The organism is Sorangium sp. So ce1014 (assembly GCF_051521505.1).
Lineage (GTDB): Bacteria > Myxococcota_A > Polyangia > Polyangiales > Polyangiaceae > Sorangium.
The window spans coordinates 1,573,344-1,590,379 of sequence record NZ_CP150356.1 but is presented as its reverse complement, the minus strand read 5'-3'; the positions used below and the strand labels follow the sequence as shown (position 1 = coordinate 1,590,379).

General features: G+C 72.9%; 15 protein-coding genes. 8 read left to right on the top strand and 7 right to left on the bottom strand.

From position 1 onward, the window contains the following. Positions 1 to 54: 54 nt before the first annotated feature. Positions 55 to 738: a YqiA/YcfP family alpha/beta fold hydrolase gene (locus WME75_RS06025; RefSeq protein WP_437487148.1), complete on the bottom strand. Its 684-nt coding sequence runs from the start codon at positions 736 to 738 to the stop codon at positions 55 to 57. 164 nt (positions 739 to 902) lie between these two features. Here WME75_RS06025 and WME75_RS06020 point away from each other — a divergent pair, with 164 nt between their 5' ends. Both WME75_RS06020 and WME75_RS06015 read left to right on the top strand, forming a co-directional pair. Next, positions 903 to 1,373, top strand: coding sequence for an N-acetyltransferase family protein (locus tag WME75_RS06020; RefSeq protein ID WP_437487147.1), 471 nt, complete (start codon positions 903 to 905; stop codon positions 1,371 to 1,373). A gap of 299 nt (positions 1,374 to 1,672) precedes the next feature. Further along, positions 1,673 to 2,959 (top strand): MFS transporter, encoded by a 1,287-nt coding sequence (locus WME75_RS06015; protein ID WP_437487146.1) that lies wholly within the window; start codon positions 1,673 to 1,675, stop codon positions 2,957 to 2,959. Between the two features lie 47 nt (positions 2,960 to 3,006). Here WME75_RS06015 and WME75_RS06010 read toward each other — a convergent pair whose 3' ends face one another. From WME75_RS06010 to WME75_RS05985, 6 genes are all read right to left on the bottom strand, one after another. Further along, positions 3,007 to 4,254 carry an ABC transporter permease gene (locus tag WME75_RS06010; protein ID WP_437487145.1) on the bottom strand — a complete coding sequence of 416 codons (1,248 nt, stop codon included), beginning with the start codon at positions 4,252 to 4,254 and terminating at the stop codon, positions 3,007 to 3,009. Beyond that, positions 4,251 to 5,477, bottom strand: a complete 1,227-nt coding sequence (locus WME75_RS06005; protein WP_437487144.1) for an ABC transporter permease — start codon at positions 5,475 to 5,477, stop codon at positions 4,251 to 4,253. Before WME75_RS06005 ends, WME75_RS06010 begins: the two co-directional genes overlap by 4 nt. After that, positions 5,474 to 6,595, bottom strand: a complete 1,122-nt coding sequence (locus WME75_RS06000) for an efflux RND transporter periplasmic adaptor subunit (protein WP_437487143.1) — start codon at positions 6,593 to 6,595, stop codon at positions 5,474 to 5,476. The genes WME75_RS06005 and WME75_RS06000 overlap by 4 nt, the downstream gene beginning before the upstream one ends. Then, positions 6,592 to 7,386 (bottom strand): ABC transporter ATP-binding protein, encoded by a 795-nt coding sequence (locus WME75_RS05995; protein ID WP_437487142.1) that lies wholly within the window; start codon positions 7,384 to 7,386, stop codon positions 6,592 to 6,594. The genes WME75_RS06000 and WME75_RS05995 overlap by 4 nt, the downstream gene beginning before the upstream one ends. A gap of 243 nt (positions 7,387 to 7,629) precedes the next feature. Next, positions 7,630 to 8,823 (bottom strand): glycoside hydrolase family 88 protein, encoded by a 1,194-nt coding sequence (locus WME75_RS05990; protein WP_437487141.1) that lies wholly within the window; start codon positions 8,821 to 8,823, stop codon positions 7,630 to 7,632. A 7-nt stretch (positions 8,824 to 8,830) separates the two neighbouring features. Then, a complete protein-coding gene (locus tag WME75_RS05985; protein WP_437487140.1) occupies positions 8,831 to 11,083 on the bottom strand; it encodes a heparinase II/III domain-containing protein in 2,253 nt (750 codons plus the stop codon). A 491-nt stretch (positions 11,084 to 11,574) separates the two neighbouring features. Here WME75_RS05985 and WME75_RS05980 point away from each other — a divergent pair, with 491 nt between their 5' ends. The 6 genes from WME75_RS05980 to WME75_RS05955 all read left to right on the top strand — a co-directional run bounded on the left by WME75_RS05980 (position 11,575) and on the right by WME75_RS05955 (position 16,985). Next, the gene (locus WME75_RS05980) at positions 11,575 to 11,895 is read left to right on the top strand and encodes a hypothetical protein (RefSeq protein WP_437487139.1); all 321 of its coding nucleotides are present in this window, start codon (positions 11,575 to 11,577) and stop codon (positions 11,893 to 11,895) included. A 205-nt stretch (positions 11,896 to 12,100) separates the two neighbouring features. Then, positions 12,101 to 12,910: an SDR family NAD(P)-dependent oxidoreductase gene (locus tag WME75_RS05975; protein WP_437487138.1), complete on the top strand. Its 810-nt coding sequence runs from the start codon at positions 12,101 to 12,103 to the stop codon at positions 12,908 to 12,910. A 198-nt stretch (positions 12,911 to 13,108) separates the two neighbouring features. After that, entirely contained in the window at positions 13,109 to 13,384 is a 276-nt protein-coding gene (locus tag WME75_RS05970; protein ID WP_437487137.1) for a DUF4351 domain-containing protein, read from the top strand. A gap of 141 nt (positions 13,385 to 13,525) precedes the next feature. Continuing rightward, positions 13,526 to 14,374: an SDR family oxidoreductase gene (locus WME75_RS05965; protein WP_437487136.1), complete on the top strand. Its 849-nt coding sequence runs from the start codon at positions 13,526 to 13,528 to the stop codon at positions 14,372 to 14,374. 11 nt (positions 14,375 to 14,385) lie between these two features. Beyond that, positions 14,386 to 16,731 carry a tetratricopeptide repeat protein gene (locus WME75_RS05960; protein WP_437487135.1) on the top strand — a complete coding sequence of 782 codons (2,346 nt, stop codon included), beginning with the start codon at positions 14,386 to 14,388 and terminating at the stop codon, positions 16,729 to 16,731. Next, complete coding sequence (locus tag WME75_RS05955) at positions 16,728 to 16,985, top strand: GIY-YIG nuclease family protein (RefSeq protein WP_437487134.1); 258 nt, start codon at positions 16,728 to 16,730, stop codon at positions 16,983 to 16,985. Before WME75_RS05960 ends, WME75_RS05955 begins: the two co-directional genes overlap by 4 nt. Positions 16,986 to 17,036 lie beyond the last annotated feature (51 nt).

The following is a 17,036-nucleotide window of genomic DNA, read 5'->3' as shown; positions in this document are numbered from 1 at the left end:
GGAACTGCGGTCCAGGCAGCTTTCGGCCGGAACGAAGCGCGCGAGGCGCGCTCGTCAGCTGCCGAGGAAGTGGCGCAGGAAATCGTCGGTCTCGCGGAGAATGCGCGGAATCGACGCCACGAGCTCGTGGCCGTCGTCCACCTCGATGAGCCGGACATGCCGCTTCCCTGCCGCGAAGGTCCGCGAGAGCTCGATGTCCACCACCTCGTCGTTCCGGCCGTGGACGATCAGCGTCGGTATCCGCACGTCGGGCCAGCCGCCCGAGCGGTCATCCACCTCGGCCGCGTCGAGGGCAAAGCCGAAGTCCACCCGGGCTCGCCGCTTCTCGGCGTAATCGTCGACCTCGAGCCAGCCCCGCTCCTTCCACGCCTGAAAGGCCTCCTCGCCGAGCCGCTGCCGCCATCGCTCCATGATCCGGAACGCCGGCGCGAGCAGCACAAGCGCGCACACCCGCGCGTCCTGCTCGGCGACGCGGCACGCGGTGAGGCCCCCGAGGCTCGAGCCCATCACCACGGCCCGGTCGCGCTCTCCGCCGAGCGCCCGCTTCACGGCGTCGATCATCGCGCCGAGGCGCAGGCGCTCGAACGACGGGACCCGCAGGTCGAGCCGCTCGACGGCGACCCCGCGCCGCTCGTAGTGCGCGGCGATCTGGACGCCCTTGGTCGAGCCCGGGCCCGAGGCGAAGCCGTGCAGGTAGAGCCAGCGCGGGCCGGCGGCGGAGGGCGGTGTCGTGGTCATCGAGGTGCGGGAGAGCCTAGGACGGGCGCGCGCCGAGCGGCAAGCCGCGCTGCCGCTCTGGCGCTCGCCCCGCCGCGCGGACGGGCGCGTCAGGGTCGCGGCAGGTCGCGTGCGCGCCTTCCGCTCCGGCAGGTCGATGCGGTATGACACGCCGGAGAGACGCCATGATCCGCCCCGCCACCGCCGCCGATATCCCCACCATCGCCCGCCTCATCCGGATGCTCGCCGAGTACGAGCGGCTCGCGCACGAGGTCGTCTTCGACGAAAAAGAGCTCGAAGCGCACCTCTTCGGCCCGAGGCCCGCCGCGGAGGTCGTCCTGGCCGAGGCGGAGGGGGTCGCGGTCGGATTCGCCCTCTTCTTCCAGAGCTTCTCCACCTTCGTCGGCAAGCCGGGGCTCTACCTCGAAGACCTCTTCGTGCTCCCCGAGCACCGCGGAGCAGGCCACGGCAAGGCCCTCCTCGTGCACCTGGCGAGGCTCGCGGTGGAGCGCGGCTGCGGGCGGTTCGAGTGGTCCGTGCTCGACTGGAACGAGCCCGCCATCGGCTTCTACCGCAAGCTCGGCGCCAAACCCATGGACGACTGGACCGTCTACCGCCTCACCGGCGAGGCGCTCGCCCGGCTCGCCCAGGGATGAAGAGCTCGCCCTCCCGCCCGGCTCCGCGGGTGAGCGCCGCTCGCCCGGGGTGCTGCTCGTGGAGACGCAGCGGAGCAACACAGGCTGCTGCCAAGGCAGCAGCGGCCGCGGGTCCTCGCATGGATCGCGGCCTGAACGCGCTCGCGCGAGCTCCACGCGCCTCGTGGCGCGGGCGTTGCTGGAGCGGCGCGTGCTGATGTCGGTGGCGCGGCTCCCGGGCTCGGTCGCGACATGCGCTGTTGCTCATCGAGCGTGAGCGTGAGTCCACACTGCCCATCGAGGGTCGCCGGCGGCGTCGAATGTCTTCAAACCACATGACCGGGCTCGGCGTGCTGCGCCACCGGAGCTTCGCGCTCTACCTCGCGGCGAGGCTGCTCTCCGCGGTCGCCGTGCAGATGCAGAGCGTCGCGATCGGCTGGCAGGTCTACGCGCTGACCGGCGACGTCTTCGATCTCGGCCTCATCGGCCTCGCCCAGTTCGCGCCGTTCTTCGCCCTGATCCTCCCCTCCGGGCAGGCGGCGGACCGGTTCGACCGGCGCCGCATCATCACGGTCGGCCTCGGCGCGGAGCTGCTCTGCTCGCTGCTGCTGCTCGCGTTCACCGTGTCGGGCCTGAAGGCGGTGTGGCCCGTGTTCGCGGTGCTCGTGCTGTTCGGCAGCGCGCGCGCCTTCATGATGCCGGCCCAGCAGGCGATCCTGATGAACCTGGTGCCGGCCGAGAGCTTCAGCAAGGCGGTCGCGCTCAGCTCGTCGAGCTTCCACGTCGCGGTCATCCTCGGGCCGACGCTGGGCGGGCTCCTCTACCTCGCCGGGTCGACGATCGTGTACGCGATCGTCGCGGCGCTGCTCCTCGCCTCCCTCGTGCTCATGGGCCTCGTGCGCGCGACCCAGCAGGCCAGGCGGTCCGAGCCGGCGTCGCTCAGCGCGGTGCTGGAGGGGCTGCGCTTCGTCTGGTCGAGGCCGGTGGTGCTCGGCGCGATATCGCTCGATCTGTTCGCCGTGCTGTTCGGCGGCGCGGTCGCGCTCCTGCCAGCGTACGCGCGCGACGTGCTCCAGGCCGGCCCGACCGGCCTCGGCATGCTCCGCACGGCGCCGGCCGTGGGCGCCGCGCTCACCGCGGGCGTCCTCGCCTTCCGGCCGATCACGCGGCAGGTCGGCCGCTGGATGTTCGGCGGCGTCGTTGTGTTCGGGCTCGCCACGATCGGCCTCGGGCAGACGCGGAGCCTCACCGTCGCGCTCATCGCCCTGTTCCTCGTCGGCGCAGGCGACATGGTGAGCGTCTATATCCGCCACATCCTCGTGCAGTTCGAGACGCCGGACGCGATCCGCGGGCGGGTGAGCGCGGTCAACGCGGTGTTCATCGGCGCCTCCAACGAGCTCGGAGAGTTCGAGTCCGGCCTCACCGCCGGCTGGCTCGGCCTGCTCCCCGCCATCCTCCTCGGCGGCAGCGCCACCCTCGTTGTCGCGGCGCTGTGGGCCCTCGGCTTCCCCGTGCTGAGCCGCATGGACCGCTTCCCGCACGCGAGGCGAGATCACGAGGAGAGCCCCGCCAGGGCCGAGACGCCGGTGGCCACCGCCGCGACGTGAGGGGCCGCCCCGCGGCGCGCCGTCGCGGGCGGCGCCGAAGACGGGCGCTACTCGGCGCGGAGCGCCTCGATCGGATCGAGCCGCGCGGCGCGCCAGGCCGGGTAGAAGCCGAACACCACGCCGATCGTGGCCGAGAGGCCGAGGCCGAGGACGATCGACCAGACCTCCACATGGAAGGCCCAGCGGCCGACCAGCTGCGCGAGCAGCGCGCCGGCGAGCCACGACAGCGCCACGCCCGAGAGCACCCCGAGCACGCCCCCGAGCAGCGAGACGGCCGCCGCCTCGCACAGGAACTGCAGCAGGATCGCGCGGGGCGAGGCGCCGACCGCGCGGCGGACGCCGATCTCCCGCGTCCGCTCGGTCACCGTCACGAGCATGATGTTCATGATGTTGATGCCCCCGACCACCAGGGCGACGACACCGGTGCTGAGCAGCAGCATCTTGATGATGTCGAGGACGAGCAGCTCCTGAGCGTGGCTGTCCTTGTCCTCGATCTTGAAGTTCTTGACCCCGTGATGGCGGCGCAGGAGCGTCGCGTCGATGACGCCGCGGAGCGCGGCGAGCGGCAGCTGGACGGCCGCGAGCGGCTCTTGCCGCACATAGATGCGATCGGTGTGGTGCGCCGGCGAGTACAGCGCGTCGAAGGTCGTCTCCGGGACGAGGACCTTGCGGTTCCAGATGTTCGTGTCGTCCGTCGAGCCGAGGATCGGCCGGTCCTTGAGCACGCCGACGACCGTCCACAGGTGCCCGTCGGCCGCCATGTGGAGCGGCTCCGCCTGCGCCGCCCGCGCGGGAGGGCCCCCGAACAGCTCGGCCCAGACCTCGTGGCCGACGACGCACACGCGCCGCCGCGCCGCGAGATCCGCCTCGACGAGGAACCGGCCCGCCGCGAGCTCGAGGTCGTAGAGCGCGGGCGCCGCCGGCGCCGCGCTGACGAGGGTGATGCGCTTCTTCTTGGGACCGACGCGGGCCTCGGTCGCGAGCACCGACTCGCTCAGGGCAGAGGCGCCGCCGAGGGCGCGCGACGCGGCGAGCGCGCGGGCGTCGTCCCGCGAGAGATCGCGCCGGGTGCGCCGCCGATCCTTGACGCTCACCTCGGCGGGGTGGACCTGGATGAGGTCGGCCTCCACGGCCTGCTGGCTCGCCCGGAGGAGCGCCTCCTCGCCGCCCGCGAGGAGCGAGGCGAGCAGCACGATCGAGCCGGTGCCGATGATGATGCCGAGCAGCGTGAGCGCGGCGCGGGTGCGGTCGGCCACGACGGCGCGCGTCGAGTGGAGGAGGTCGCCGAGCCTCATCGCCGCATCGCCGCCACCGGGTCGAGCCGGCCCGCGCGCCGCGCCGGCAGCCACCCGAAGACCACGCCCACGCCGGAGGAGACGAGCAGCGCCGCGATCACCGCCGACGTCGAGACCGCGCCGACCCAGCCCGGCGTGAAGCGGCGGATGACCGACGAGGCGAGCTCGGCCGCGATCGCGCCGCCGGCGACCCCGAGCAGGCCGCCGCAGCCGGAGAGCAGCGCCGCCTCGCACAGGAACTGCGCGCTGATGTCGCGCGGCGCCGCCCCGAGCGCCTTGCGGATGCCGATCTCGCGGACGCGCTCGGAGACGCTGACGAGCATCATGTTCATCACGCCCACGCCGCCGATGAGCAGTGCGACGCCCGCGATGAGGCCGACGATCGCCTTCATCGTGGCGAACATCGCCTCGAATTTCTCCATGATGGTGCTGAAATCGAGGAGGGTGAAGTCGTCGACGCCGTGGTGGCGCTCGACGAGGAGCGCGTTGACGATGCGCTTCACCGGGTCGTTGTTGCGGACGTCATCGGTCTTGATGACGAGGAGCGCCGAGGTGCTCACGTCCTTCTCGACGTCCGCCGCGGTGTCGATCGGCGCGACGAGCAGGTCGTCCCAGCTGAAGCCGAAGCCGACGCCCACCCGCTCGCTCGCGGCCAGCACGCCGATGATGCGGCAGCGCAGGGACCCGACCGTGACCCACCGGCCGATCGGGTCGCCCCGCCAGAGCCGCGCGGCGAGCTTCGAGCCGGCGACGCAGACCCGGGCGCGGCGGCGGTCCTCCTCGTCGGAGAACGCGCGGCCGCGGGCGACCGGCATCCGGAAGGCGTCGAGGAAGCCGCTGTCGGCCGCGACGAGATCGGTGCGGTCCTCGATGCCCTCGTCGGAGGTGACGTCGCGCGAGCCGAGCGTGGCGTACATGGCGTGCTCGGCGACGTGGGGGACGCCGCGCGCGAGCCGGTCGCGGTCCTTGCGGGTGAAGCCGGTGACGTACATCGTCTTCTTCCGCTCGGCGCGCACCGGGTCCTTCGGGGCGACGAGGAGGAGGCGCGCACCGCCGAGCTGCTCGATGCCGCGGCTCAGCGTGAGCAGGCCGCCCTCGGCGAGCGAGGTCATGAGGACGATGGCGAAGGCGCCGAGGGTGATGCTGAGGACGGTGAGGAACGACCGCAGCTTGTGCGCCGAGAGCGCCTTGGCGGCGATCGCGAGGTAGACGGCCCACCTCACATCCTTGTCTCGTTCTCGGCCGCCGAGGGCGGGTTGATGAGCACGCGAGCCCCCTCCGGGACGCCGTTCACGATCTCGACCTCGCGGTCGTTGCGCGCGCCGAGCGCGACCTCGACCTGCTCGGTGGTCTGCTCGCCGTCGGGCCCGTCGACCACGCGCGTCACGAGCGGCTTGCCGCCCTCGTCGGAGACGGCCTCGATGGGCAGGGAGACCACGCCCGGCCTGCTGTCGAGCCGGATGCGCACGTCGGCGGTCATGCCGGGCTTGATGAGGCCGTCGACGTGGGAGAGCTCGGCCTCGACAGGGAAGACGTCGACCTCGCGCCCCTCGAGCTTCACCGAGGCGGGCGCGATCTTTGTGACCTTGGCCGCGTACGTCTTGCCGGGCAGGGCGTCGAGCGTCAGGGTCGCGGGCTGGCCGAGCGCGACCTTGGCCACGTCGATCTGGTTGAGGTCCACCTTGACCACGAGCGTCGAGAGGTCGGCCACGGTGAGCAGCGCCTTGCCGTCGAAGGTCGACTCCACCCCCGGCGTGACGACCTCGCCGGGCTCGATGTTGCGCTGGATGACCGTGCCGTCGAGGGGCGAGTAGATCTTCGTGTACCGGAGCCGGTCCTTCGCGGCGCTCAGCGCGACCTCGGCGAGCCGGATGGCGATGGTCTTCTCGGCGAGCTCGTGCTTGGCCAGGTCGAGCTCCTCCGAGGCGATGACGCTGCCCTCGACGCCGGCGGTCCGCCGCGCGACGACGCGCTTCGCGAAGGCCGCGGCGGCCCGGGCCTGGGCGAGCTCGGCCTCGGCGCGGGCGACCTCGCGCTCGTTGTCGGTCGGGTCGAGCACGAGCAGGAGCTGGTCCTTGGCGACCCGGGCGCCCTCGTCGGCGAGCACCTCGGCGACCTGGCCGGCGACCTTGGATTTGACCTCGACCTTCTCGCGGGCCTCGATGCGCCCTGTCTCGAGGATCTCGACGGCGAGGTCGCCGCGCCTGGCGGTCACGACGAGCGCGGGGTCGATGGGCGGGGGGCCGCCGCGGGTCATCGCGACGACGGCGGCGCCGGTCCCGGCGAGCGCCAGGGCGCCGGCGAGCCACGGCCAGATGCGTCGCCGCCGCCGGGCGCTCACGAGGCGCCTCCAGGAGGCGGCGACGACGGTCCAGGAGGCGGCGACGACGGTCCAGGGACCGACGAGCCGGGTCCAGGAGGCGGCGCCAGGACGTCCACGCGCCGGCCGCGCGGGCCGGTGTCCTCGACGATGGCGCCGTCCCGGAAGGTGACGACGCGGGTGGCGTAGTCGGCGATCGAGGGGTCGTGGGTGACGACGATGACCGTCATGCCCTGCGCGTGCAGGGCGCAGAAGAGCTCCATGACCTGCCGGCTCGTGGCGGAGTCGAGCGCGCCCGTCGGCTCGTCCGCGAGGAGCAGCGGCGGCTCGTTGACGATGGCGCGGGCGATGGCGACGCGCTGCTGCTGGCCGCCGGACAGCTGGTTCGGCAGGTGGTGCGCCCGATCCTCGAGCGCGACGCGCGCGAGGGCGCGCTCGGCCCGCGCCCGGCGCTCGACCGGGCGGACGCCGGCGTAGACCATGGGCAGCTCGACGTTCGCGAGGGCGCTGTCGCGCGGCAGGAGGTTGAACGACTGGAAGACGAACCCGATCTTGCGGTTGCGGAGCCGCGCGAGCTCGACCTCGTCGAGCTCCTCGACGGGCTCGTCGTCGAGGCGGTACCGGCCGGCGGTGGGGCGGTCGAGCGTGCCGATGACGTTCAGGGTCGTCGATTTGCCCGACCCCGAGGCGCCCATGATGGCGACCATCTCGCCCCGGGAGAGCTCCAGGGAGACGCCGCGGAGCGCCTGCACCTCCACCTCGCCCATCCAGTAGGTCTTGGTGATGGCGTCGAGCTTCACGAGTGGAGACATGGAGGTTCTCGGCGGCGGTCGGCGCGACGTCCTCGGCCGCGGCGCGCCCGATCTCTGGGTTCGCCCTGCGTTCGCCCGACGCGGGCCCGAGGTCCCAGGGCGCGCCGCGCTTGTTGCTCCCATCATCGTGCCGTGAAGGCCAGTCGGCGCGGTGAGGCGTAGGCGAAGAGCGGCAGCGAAGCAACCGGAGCGCACGGACGCAGCGGGGGAGCGACGTGGCCGGAAGACCGGCAGATCGCGGCGTTACAGCCCCGACGTCTCGACCAGCGCCAGCACGACGGCCCCGACGCCGTACGAGATGTCGTCGCGGAGCTCGACCTCCGCGTAGTCGTCGAGCCTGCCGACCGTCGTGGGACCGGAGATGCCGGTGACGACCGGGCGCCCTGACGCGTCCTCCTCGATGCGCGAGCGCACGCCCGCCATGGCGCTGTCGATCGCGGGGCGCACCGCGGCGTCGAGGAAGCCGTGGCGGAGGCCGCGGGCGAGCCCGACGGCGAAGAGGGCCGTCGCGCTCGTCTCCAGGTAGATCTCGCCGGGGCGGTTCAGGATCGTCCACCACAGGCCGGTCCCCGGGTCCTGCGCGGCGAGGACCGCCGCGACCTGCCGATCGAGCGACGCGGCCACGGCCTCGTCGCGCTCGCCGCGCGCCGCGCGCACGCGGAGGTACTCGTAGCCGGCCGCCGTGACCCAGGCGTTGCCGCGCGCCCAGTACACGTCCGGGTCCTGCGGCGTCGCCCAGTTGTACGCGTGCCTGAAGAGCCCCGGCCCGTCCTGGAGGAGCGATGCGAAGATATGGAATTGATTCGAGAATTCGTCTAGCGCCCGCGCGTCGCCGGCGCGGATGAGCACGTTGCCGAACATGAACAGCGAGTCGACCCAGAGCGTGGGCTCGAACAGCGGCGACACGCCGAGGTGGCTGATGCCGCCCTGCTCCGTCCGGCGCGCTTCCTCGTAGAGGTAGCGGAGCACGTCGGTGACGATCGTCTCGTAGGGCGCAGCGCACGACTCCGCGTGGAGCGCGAGCGCGGCGGCGGCCGGTGGGCAGCGGTCGCTTGTCGTGATCTCGTAGCCGTACTCGATGTGCCGGTCGATGTAGCGCCGGTAGTAGTCCCGGTACGGCGCGTGCTGAGTGACACGGTAGAGCTCGACGAGCGAGAGCATGACCGTGCCCTCGCCCCAGTCCCACAGGAGCGACTCCGCCGGATGCTCGGCGATCCAGCGGTCGGCGACCGCGCGCGCCAGCGCGATGCTCTCGGAGCCGGGGGCGCGCTCGCGCGCGAACGCGTCCTCTGCCGACGGCGAGGTCGGCGTGCACGCCTCTCCGGGGCCGCCCGGATCGCTCGAGCAGCCGGCCGCCGCGGCGGCGCTCGCGGCGGCGGCGACGAGCAGCGCGCGGAGGCGCGGCGGCCTGCGGGACATGCGCGACAGGGCGGCCATCGGCGCCTCACTCCTCCACGGCGACGCCCGTGGCGTCGGGCGCGGTCACACGAGGGGCTCCGTCGAGGAGCACCCGCGTGCCCCGGGCCATCAGCGCGAACGGCCGCTCGCCCTCGAGCCGCAGCACCACGAGCTCCGCGTCGGTCTCGAGGACCTGCCCGCCGGGGAGCGTGAGCTCCTCCGAGGCACCCGCGCCCCGGAGGATCGCGACGTCGGTCCCGCCGTCGCTCTCGATCTGCCAGGCGACGATGCCGGGCCTCAGCTCGATCGGCGCCGCCCGGAGGGGCGCGTCGGGGCCGCTGTCCGCGCCGACCTTGTAGGGCAGGAGCACCGCCAGGAACCCCGGCGCCTCGGCCTCGACCGTGGCGTCGATGACGGCGTGGTCGGCGGCCTTGCGGTCCTTCTCGAACTCGTGGACGTGGGGCACGGTGAGCGGCGTGTACGGCGGCTCCACGACGGCCAGCCCCGGCGCGGTCGACTGCACGCGCACCTCGACGCCCGCCCGCGCCCGCTCCCAGCGCGCGCCGTCGGGGAGGAGCTCGAAGCTGCCCCCGGAGGTGAGCCCCGCGTAGCCGTGCAGCCGCCACGCGTGCGCGCGCGCCGCCGGGCGCGACGTCGCCAGGCGGTCGCCCACCACGAAGTAGCGGCCGTCGATGAAGGCCACGGAGCGCTCTACGTGCGTGTCCTGGTAGTCCTGGTGCGCCTCCGCGTACTCGACGGCGGCGCCGTCGTGGGTGTTCCGGATCCAGGCGTCCGCGTCGCCGAAGTTGTTGAAGACCCCCTTGTCGGGCGCGGATCGGCCGTCGATGAGGATGACGTTGTGCGACGGCGACTGGCTGGTCTTCGCGTTGTCGAGCGAATCGGGCTTGTAGTAGCCGGGGTCGATCAACAGGTACTCTCCGTAGGCGGCGAGCGAGAAGGACGTGCCGTCCACGTGGTCGTGGAGCGCCTTGCGCGCCGAGCCGTGCTCGGCGAGGAGCAGGAGCCAGCGCGCCTCCTCGCCCCAGTCCGAGCGGAACACCGCATTGCCCGCGTCGGGCATGAAGCGCGTCAGGAAGGGCGGCTCCTCGGCGGCCGCCGCGTCGTCGATGTAGACAAGGTGATGGGCGATGAGGTCGCTGCCAAACTCCATGTCCTGGGGGCTGTCGCGGTTCTGTTCCCAGTCCCAGCGATACGCCCCGCTGCCTCCGAAGGAGGTGAGCAGCGGGCTCCCGTTGAACGGGGTGAAGACGCCGTCGTCGGCCGGGGGGCGGCTGCCCCAGGGCAGGCGCAGCGAGAGCGACCAGTCGACGGACTTCGTGAAGAGCCCGCCGCGCAGCGGGAGCTCGAGCGTGGCCTGCTCGCCGTCGACGCAGCCGTGTCCGGCCCACGGGTCCTCGTCGGAGCGGGTGCGGCAGTCGCGCGCAAAGGCCACGGGCGCCTCGAGCGCGTTGTCGAGGGCGATGAAGAACGCCGCGGTGGGTCCCCAGGCGAAGCTGGCGTAGTACGGGCCTTCGGAGGCGCCGCCGTCGGGCTGCACGTACTGGCCGTCCGGGCCCCAGAGGTAGGCGAGCTCCGAGATCGACCAGTTCCACCAGGCCGCGGCCGACGGGTGCCCGGGGAACGCGAGCGCCACATAGCCGATCGCGTCGGCGGTCCGGATCGGGTGGTTGTTCTGCGCGGGGAGCAGCAGGAGATTCCGATAGAAATCGTGCTCGACGTACTTGGCGAAGAGCTGGCCGGTGATCTCGGTGATCTTGCGCTCCGCCTCGGCGGACTCTCCGTCTGGGAGCCACGGCGTGGCGCTCAGGAGGTCCCACGCGTTCGTGTACCCCATCAGGGTCTTCGCCATCCGGATGTTGATATCAAGGACCGAGTTCGTGTCCCAATCGGGCTCGAGCCGGCGCAGGAAATCGCGCGCCTTTGCGGCCGCCGCCTGGTCCTCGAAGGCCCAGGCGAGGAGGGCGTTCGCCTGCGCCGTCGAGGCGTTGTCGCCGTTCGTCCTGTAGTCCCAGGAGGCCGGATCCGGGTCCTCCGCGTACGGGCGCTCGGCGCGGCGCTTCAGGGTGGCGAGGATCGAGGCGTAGGGCTCGCGATCGACGCGCGAGCGCAGCAGGTCGCGGTGCTCGGGCCGCGCGAGCAGCCGCGGGTGGACGCCGGTGTCCCGCTGCTGGCCCGGCCCGGGGACGTCGGCGCCGCACGCGGCGGCCGCGAGCGCGAGCGTGGCGAGGGCCGCGCGCGCCGCGTGCGCACGACAGAGGGTTCGGATCGAGAGAGACACGCCGTGGGACCGTGATTGCATAGAAAGGATCGGGCGAGGGCTGGACAGGAAAGCGCTCGTGCGCGAGCTAGAGCAGCGTATCAGCTCGCGCCGGCCTGGATCGGCTCGATATCTCGCGGGCGTGGGGGTGATCACCACATCCCCCGTCATGACGGAATCGGATGTCATCCGATCAGCCTCCGTTGCCATCTGGGCAGACGCGATCCTCACCGGATGACCTCGAGGCGCGCGTCGAGCGGGCTGAGCAGAGCCTGTTGCGGCGCGCCGGCGCGGGCTGCGTCGAGCACGCCCGCAGGCTCCTGGGCGCGAGGGGCGCGACGCGCTCAGGTGGCGCAATCCTGCGCGAGCGTCCGCCTGCTGTGGCAGGACGCAACGCGTGGAGCGGAGCGACCGCGCCGGCAGCGAGGAGTCCTCGCCATCGCGGGCTCTCCGCTGGGCGGCCTCCCGCTTGCATTGCCCCGGCCGCGCTGGGAAAATCGAGGAGGTTTGGAATGGCGAACGAGCAGAAGCAGGGAATGGGCGCGCAGGGACAGCAGGGCTCCGGGCAGCAGGAAGGCCGCAGCGAGAGCAGCGTTGTCCCTGACAAGGACTACAACCTGGTCAGCGTGCTCTACCATGCTCTCCAGGGCGCGGAGACCTATTCACAGTACGTTCAGGACGCGCAGAGGCAGGGTGATCAGGAGCTCGCCTCGTTCTTCAGCGAGGTGCGGCAAGAGCACCTGCGGCTCGCGGAGCGCGCGAAGCAGCTCCTCGGGCAGCGGCTGAGCGGCGGCGCGCGCGCGGGCCAGGGAGGAGCGCGCGGCAGCGCCTGACGCGATCCGCGGGTCGAATCGACAAGGCGCCAAGAACGCCAGGGGAGCACGGTCTTCCTCTGGTGGGCTTGGCGTCTTGCTTTGTGTCCAAAGCGTGAGGAGGAGCCCTGAGAGCTCGTGATCGCAGCGCGACGCGGGCGGGGCTCGGGCGTGGGGGGGGGGGCGGACGCCACGCGGGACAGCCTTCATGATATGCGCCTTCGTCATGCCCCTCCCCAAGCACCCCCGCGCCGTCATCACCGGCGCCGCCTCGGGCCTCGGCCGCGCGCTGGCCATCGAGCTCGCGGGCCGTCAGGCGAAGCTGCTCCTCGCCGACCTCAACGAGGAAGGCTCCCGGGAGACGGCGCGCCTCGTCGCCGGGGCCGGCGGCGAGGCGCACGCGGTGCGCTGCGATGTGAGCCGGAGCGAGGACGTCGCGGCGCTCGTGGGCGAGGCCGATCGCGCGCTCGGCGGCGTCGATCTCGTCGTGAACAACGCGGGCGTCTGCGCCGGCGGGCAGGTCGGCGAGATCCCGCTCGCGGACTGGGCGTGGGTGATGGGCGTCAACCTCTGGGGCGTCATCCACGGCTGCCACGCGTTCGCGCCGCGCTTCAAGGAGCAGCGGAGCGGACACTTCCTGAACGTCGCGTCCGCCGCCGGCTTCATCTCCGTGCCGGGCATCGCTCCCTACTGCGTGACAAAGGCCGGCGTCGTCGCCCTGTCGGAGACGCTGAGGCTCGAGCTCGCCCCTCACGGCGTCGGGGTCACCGTCCTGTGCCCGACCTTCTTCAGGACGCAGATCGCCTCGAGCGGGCGCGGCCTCGACGGGCCCATGAAGGCGGCCGCCGAGAAGCTCATGGGGCGCGAGGGGCTCCAGGCCGACTACGTGGCGCGGCGCGCGGTCGAAGCGGTCGACGCCGGCCGCCTCTACGCCGTGCCTCACCGCGATGGCCGCTGGGTCTGGCGGCTGAAGCGCGCCATCCCCGAGCTGCTCCAGGACGTGGTGATGCGCCACGTGATGCGCGGGGCGCGCTGATCGAGTCGAGCGCGCCGCGCCGTTCGGACGTCCGGCGCCGGGAGGACGAGGGCGCCTCCGAGGTGGGCAGAGGCGGCGCGATTGCGCGCAAGTAAGCCAGTTCGTTCGAAAATGCGCCGCTTGAAAGGCGCTGCGGGCGGCGCGACGGTGAGGCAGGATGAGGGCCGACCGATGCAGCCCAAAGGAAAGGAGTAGGTCGTGTCGGTGGCCGACAAGCTGGTGGAGCACGGGCGGCGCGAAGGGCTGCAGGAGGGACGGCGCGAAGGGCTGCAAGCGGGGCGGCGCGAAGGGCTGCAAGCGGGGCGGCGCGAAGGGCTGCAGCACACACTGCTCAAGCTGCTCGGCGCGCGGTTCGGCGCGCTGCCGGAGGACATTGTCGCGCGCGTGAACAGCGCCGACATCCCGCAGCTGGATCGGTGGTTCGACCGCGTGCTGACCGCGACGACCCTGGCAGACGCGCTGGGCGATCGCTGAGCCATGGCGAAGTCCGCGCCGGCCGCCGGGGCCGGGCGGGCCAGCGCCCCCGAACGACGGCCGTTCTGCCTGGAACGCCGGGTACACCCCGGGACCGCCCAGCTTGTGGCGCCGCCAGCTGACCCGTTGTAAACGCGGGGCGTGACCCAGGTGCGCTCGATCTTCGCCCCAGGACTCTTCGGAAACCAGGTAGCGATCGTCACCGGTGGGGGCAGCGGGATCGGCCTCGCATGCGCGCGCGAGCTCGCTCACCTCGGCGCGAAGGTCGCGATCTGCGGCCGCAAGCCCGACAAGCTCGAGGCAGCGGCGAAGACGCTCGAAGGCGACGGCGTCCCCGGCGACGGCGTGCTCGCCGCGCCGTGCGATATCCGCGAGCCGGAGCAGATCGCCGCCTTCGTCGGCCAGGTCCTGGAGCGCTTCGGCCGCATCGACGTCCTCGTGAACAACGCCGGAGGCCAGTTCCCGAGCCCGGCCATCGACATGACCCCGAAGGGCTGGGAGGCGGTCGTCCGCAACAACCTGAACGGCACCTTCTTCATGACCCGCGAGGTCGCCCGGCGGGCGATGATCCCGGCCCAGCGCGGCCGCGTCGTGAACGTCACCGCGTCGGTGAGCCGCGGCTTCCCGGGCATGGCCCACACCGGCGCCGCGCGCGCCGGCGTCGAGAACCTGACGCGCTCGCTCGCCGTCGAGTGGGCGGCGCTCGGCATCCGCGTCAACGCCGTCGCCCCCGGCAGCAACATCCGGTCGAGCGGCACGTCGCAGTACGGCGACGAGCTCCTCGATCTCGCGCGGCGCGCCACCCCGCTCAAGCGCCTCGCCGCCCCGGAGGAGGTCTCGCGGCTCATCGTCTTCCTCGCGAGCGACCAGAACGACTTCATCACCGGCGCGGTCTACGGCATCGACGGCGGCCAGCCGCTCTGGGGCGACATCTGGTCCATCCCCGAGCCGGAGGGCGCGCCGGGCGCTCCGCCGGACGGCAAGGGCTGAAGGGGCGCGGCGTGACCTACCCGCCCCCGTACGCCACCGGCGAGCAGGCCGCGCCGGAGCCCACCTCCGGCGCGCTCGCCGACGCGATGGCGCCGCCGTTCGGGCCGCCGCCGTCGTCCGCGCCGCCGTCGTCCGCGCAGCCGCCGTCCGCGCAGCCGCCGGCCGAGCCGACCACCTTCCTCGGGCGGGTCGCCCGGCGCGTGCGCGACTACTTCCTCGCGCTCGACCCGACCTTCCTGTCCGCGGTCGCGCCGCTCGCGGTGATCGCCGTCATCCTCTTCACGCGCGCTCCGTCGACGAACTACATCTTCGACGAGCAGGAGGCGCTCCTCGCCAACCCGTACGTGAACGCGAAGGGCGGGCTCCGCTTCATCGACGCGATCCACCGCGATTTCTGGGGGCTGCCGCCCGACCGGAGCGTCGGCTCCTACCGCCCGCTGCCGAACCTCCTCTGGCGCACCGTCTGGGCCGTCACGAAGCAGCCGTTCTTCCATCACTTCTACAACGTCCTCTTCCACGCAGCGAACGGCGCGCTGCTCACGTGCGTCACGTTCTGGCTCACGCGCAAGCGCGGGCTCGCCTACCTCGCCGGGCTCATCTTCGTGGGCTGCGCGGTGCTCACCGAGGCGGTCAGCGGCATCGTGGGCATCGCCGACGTGCTCGGGGGCATGGGCGCGATCGCCGCCCTCGCCGCCCTGACGCTGCCCGCGTGGGCGATGCCGTTCGGCGTGTTCGCGGCGGTGCTCCTCGGCCTCTTCTCCAAGGAGAGCGCGCTCGTCTGCGTGCCGCTGATCCCGTTCGCCGCGCTGATCGCGGCGCCCCTCACGCACCCCACGCGGCCGGCGCGGCTCGTCCGGTCGCTGCTCGCGCTGCTCGCCGCGGGCGCGGCGTTCGTGCTGTACGTCGAGCTCCGGCGGCGCTGGTTCCCGTCGCCCCTGCCGGCCGAGCTCACGACGCCGCTCGCGGAAGGCACGCCGCTCGTGAAGCGCGCGCTGCACGACCTGCTCGTCTGGTTCCACCAGGCGCCCCTGCCGCGCGATCCGCTCAACAACCCGCTCAGCACCGCGGACACCCCGCACCGGATCGCCGGCGCCCTGCGCGTCTACTGGCGCGGCCTCACCCAGCTCGTGTTCCCGTGGACGCTCAGCGGCGACTACTCGTACCCGCAGGAGCCGACGCCCGACCGGCTTGTCTTCTTCGGCAGCGTCGCCGGCGCCGCGATGATGGTGCTGCCCCCGCTCGGCTCGCTCGCGCTCTGGATCGCGTCCCTCCGCCGCGAGCACCTCGAGCGGCGCGAGCGGCGCTCGGTGCGCGCCGCCTTCCTCGTCGACGGCGGCCAGGCGACGTCGCGGCGGTGGTCGCTGCTCCTCGCCGGGGCGCTGCTCGCGGCCGGGGCGGCGGCGCTCGCCGCGTACGACTGGCAGGTGCTCCGCCCGGCGGGGCGCGTCCCGCTGCTCCGGGCGCTGCCGCTCGTGCTCTGGCCGCTGCCGTTCCTGCCCGCGCTGCTCCTCGGGCTCGGGCTGCTCGTCGAGGGCGCGCGCCCCCTGCCCTGCCCCGCGACGGCGGACCGGAGCGTCTGGGTGCCGCTGCGCCGCGGCTACGCGGGGCTGTGCCTCGTGGCGATCGGGCTGACCTGGATCGTGGTCAGCTACTTCCCGCACTCGAACATCCCGGTCGTCCTGCCGACGGTGCGCGCGGAGCGCTTCTGGTACTTCCCGGCCATCGGCTCGTCGCTGGTCCTCGCCGTCGCGTTCTCGTGGCTCCACGAGGCTTTCGCGGGCTCGACGCTCGCGCCGCGCGCGCGCTGGTCGTGGCGGGCGTGGGTGACGCCGACGCTGTTCGTGCTCTTCTTCGGCTTCCAGTGCGCGCAGGCCTACCGGCACGCGATGGACTACCGCAACGACCTCGACTTCTGGGCGGCGACGAAGGAGGCCGTCCCGAACAGCGCCAAGGCGCACCTCAACTACTCGGTCATGAAGGGCGCCCGCAGCGACCTCCCGGCCCGGCTCGCCGAGAGCAAGATCGCGGTGGAGCTCGCCCCGAGCTGGCCGATGGCCCACGTGTACACGGGCGACACGCTCTGCCGCATGCACCGCCCCGACGAGGCCTTCCCGCACTACCGGCGCGGCATGGAGCTCGGCCCGAACGAGCTGAGCCTGATCGCGCTCGCGCTGCAGTGCCTGCACGACGAGCAGCGGCTCACGGCGTACGAGGCGGAGCTCCGGCAGCTCGCCGAGGAGCACCCGGGGACGTGGCTCGCGTACCTCGCGATCGACACGCTCGACAACGGCGCGAAGCACGGCGGCGTCGACCCGAAGTACCGGCCGCGCGGCTACAACGAGGGGCCGAAGGAGTGACCGAGGCCTGGCACGTGTACATCCTGCGCTGCGGCGACGGGTCGCTCTACACGGGCATCGCCCGCGACGTGGAGGCGCGCTTCGCGCAGCACGCGGCGGGGCGCGGGGCGCGGTACACGCGCGGCCGGGGGCCGCTCGCGGTGGTCCACGTGGAGACGGCGGCCGGCAAGGGCGAGGCGCTGCGGCGGGAGGCGGCGATCCGGCGGATGGGGCGCGCGGGGAAGGAGGCGCTCGCGGCGGGCCGCGGCCGATGACGTAGGCGTCGTTCTCTCGCTCCGCGCATCTTCGTGGCCGAACCGCGTCGA

What these genes read in the sequence shown, in the direction of transcription:
- WME75_RS06025 (WP_437487148.1), bottom strand. Translation starts at nt 738, where the DNA reads ATGACCACGACACCGCCCTCCGCCGCCGGCCCGCGCTGGCTCTACCTG.
- WME75_RS06020 (WP_437487147.1), top strand. Translation starts at nt 903, where the DNA reads ATGATCCGCCCCGCCACCGCCGCCGATATCCCCACCATCGCCCGCCTC.
- WME75_RS06015 (WP_437487146.1), top strand. Translation starts at nt 1,673, where the DNA reads ATGTCTTCAAACCACATGACCGGGCTCGGCGTGCTGCGCCACCGGAGC.
- WME75_RS06010 (WP_437487145.1), bottom strand. Translation starts at nt 4,254, where the DNA reads ATGAGGCTCGGCGACCTCCTCCACTCGACGCGCGCCGTCGTGGCCGAC.
- WME75_RS05995 (WP_437487142.1), bottom strand. Translation starts at nt 7,386, where the DNA reads ATGTCTCCACTCGTGAAGCTCGACGCCATCACCAAGACCTACTGGATG.
- WME75_RS05990 (WP_437487141.1), bottom strand. Translation starts at nt 8,823, where the DNA reads ATGGCCGCCCTGTCGCGCATGTCCCGCAGGCCGCCGCGCCTCCGCGCG.
- WME75_RS05980 (WP_437487139.1), top strand. Translation starts at nt 11,575, where the DNA reads ATGGCGAACGAGCAGAAGCAGGGAATGGGCGCGCAGGGACAGCAGGGC.
- WME75_RS05975 (WP_437487138.1), top strand. Translation starts at nt 12,101, where the DNA reads ATGCCCCTCCCCAAGCACCCCCGCGCCGTCATCACCGGCGCCGCCTCG.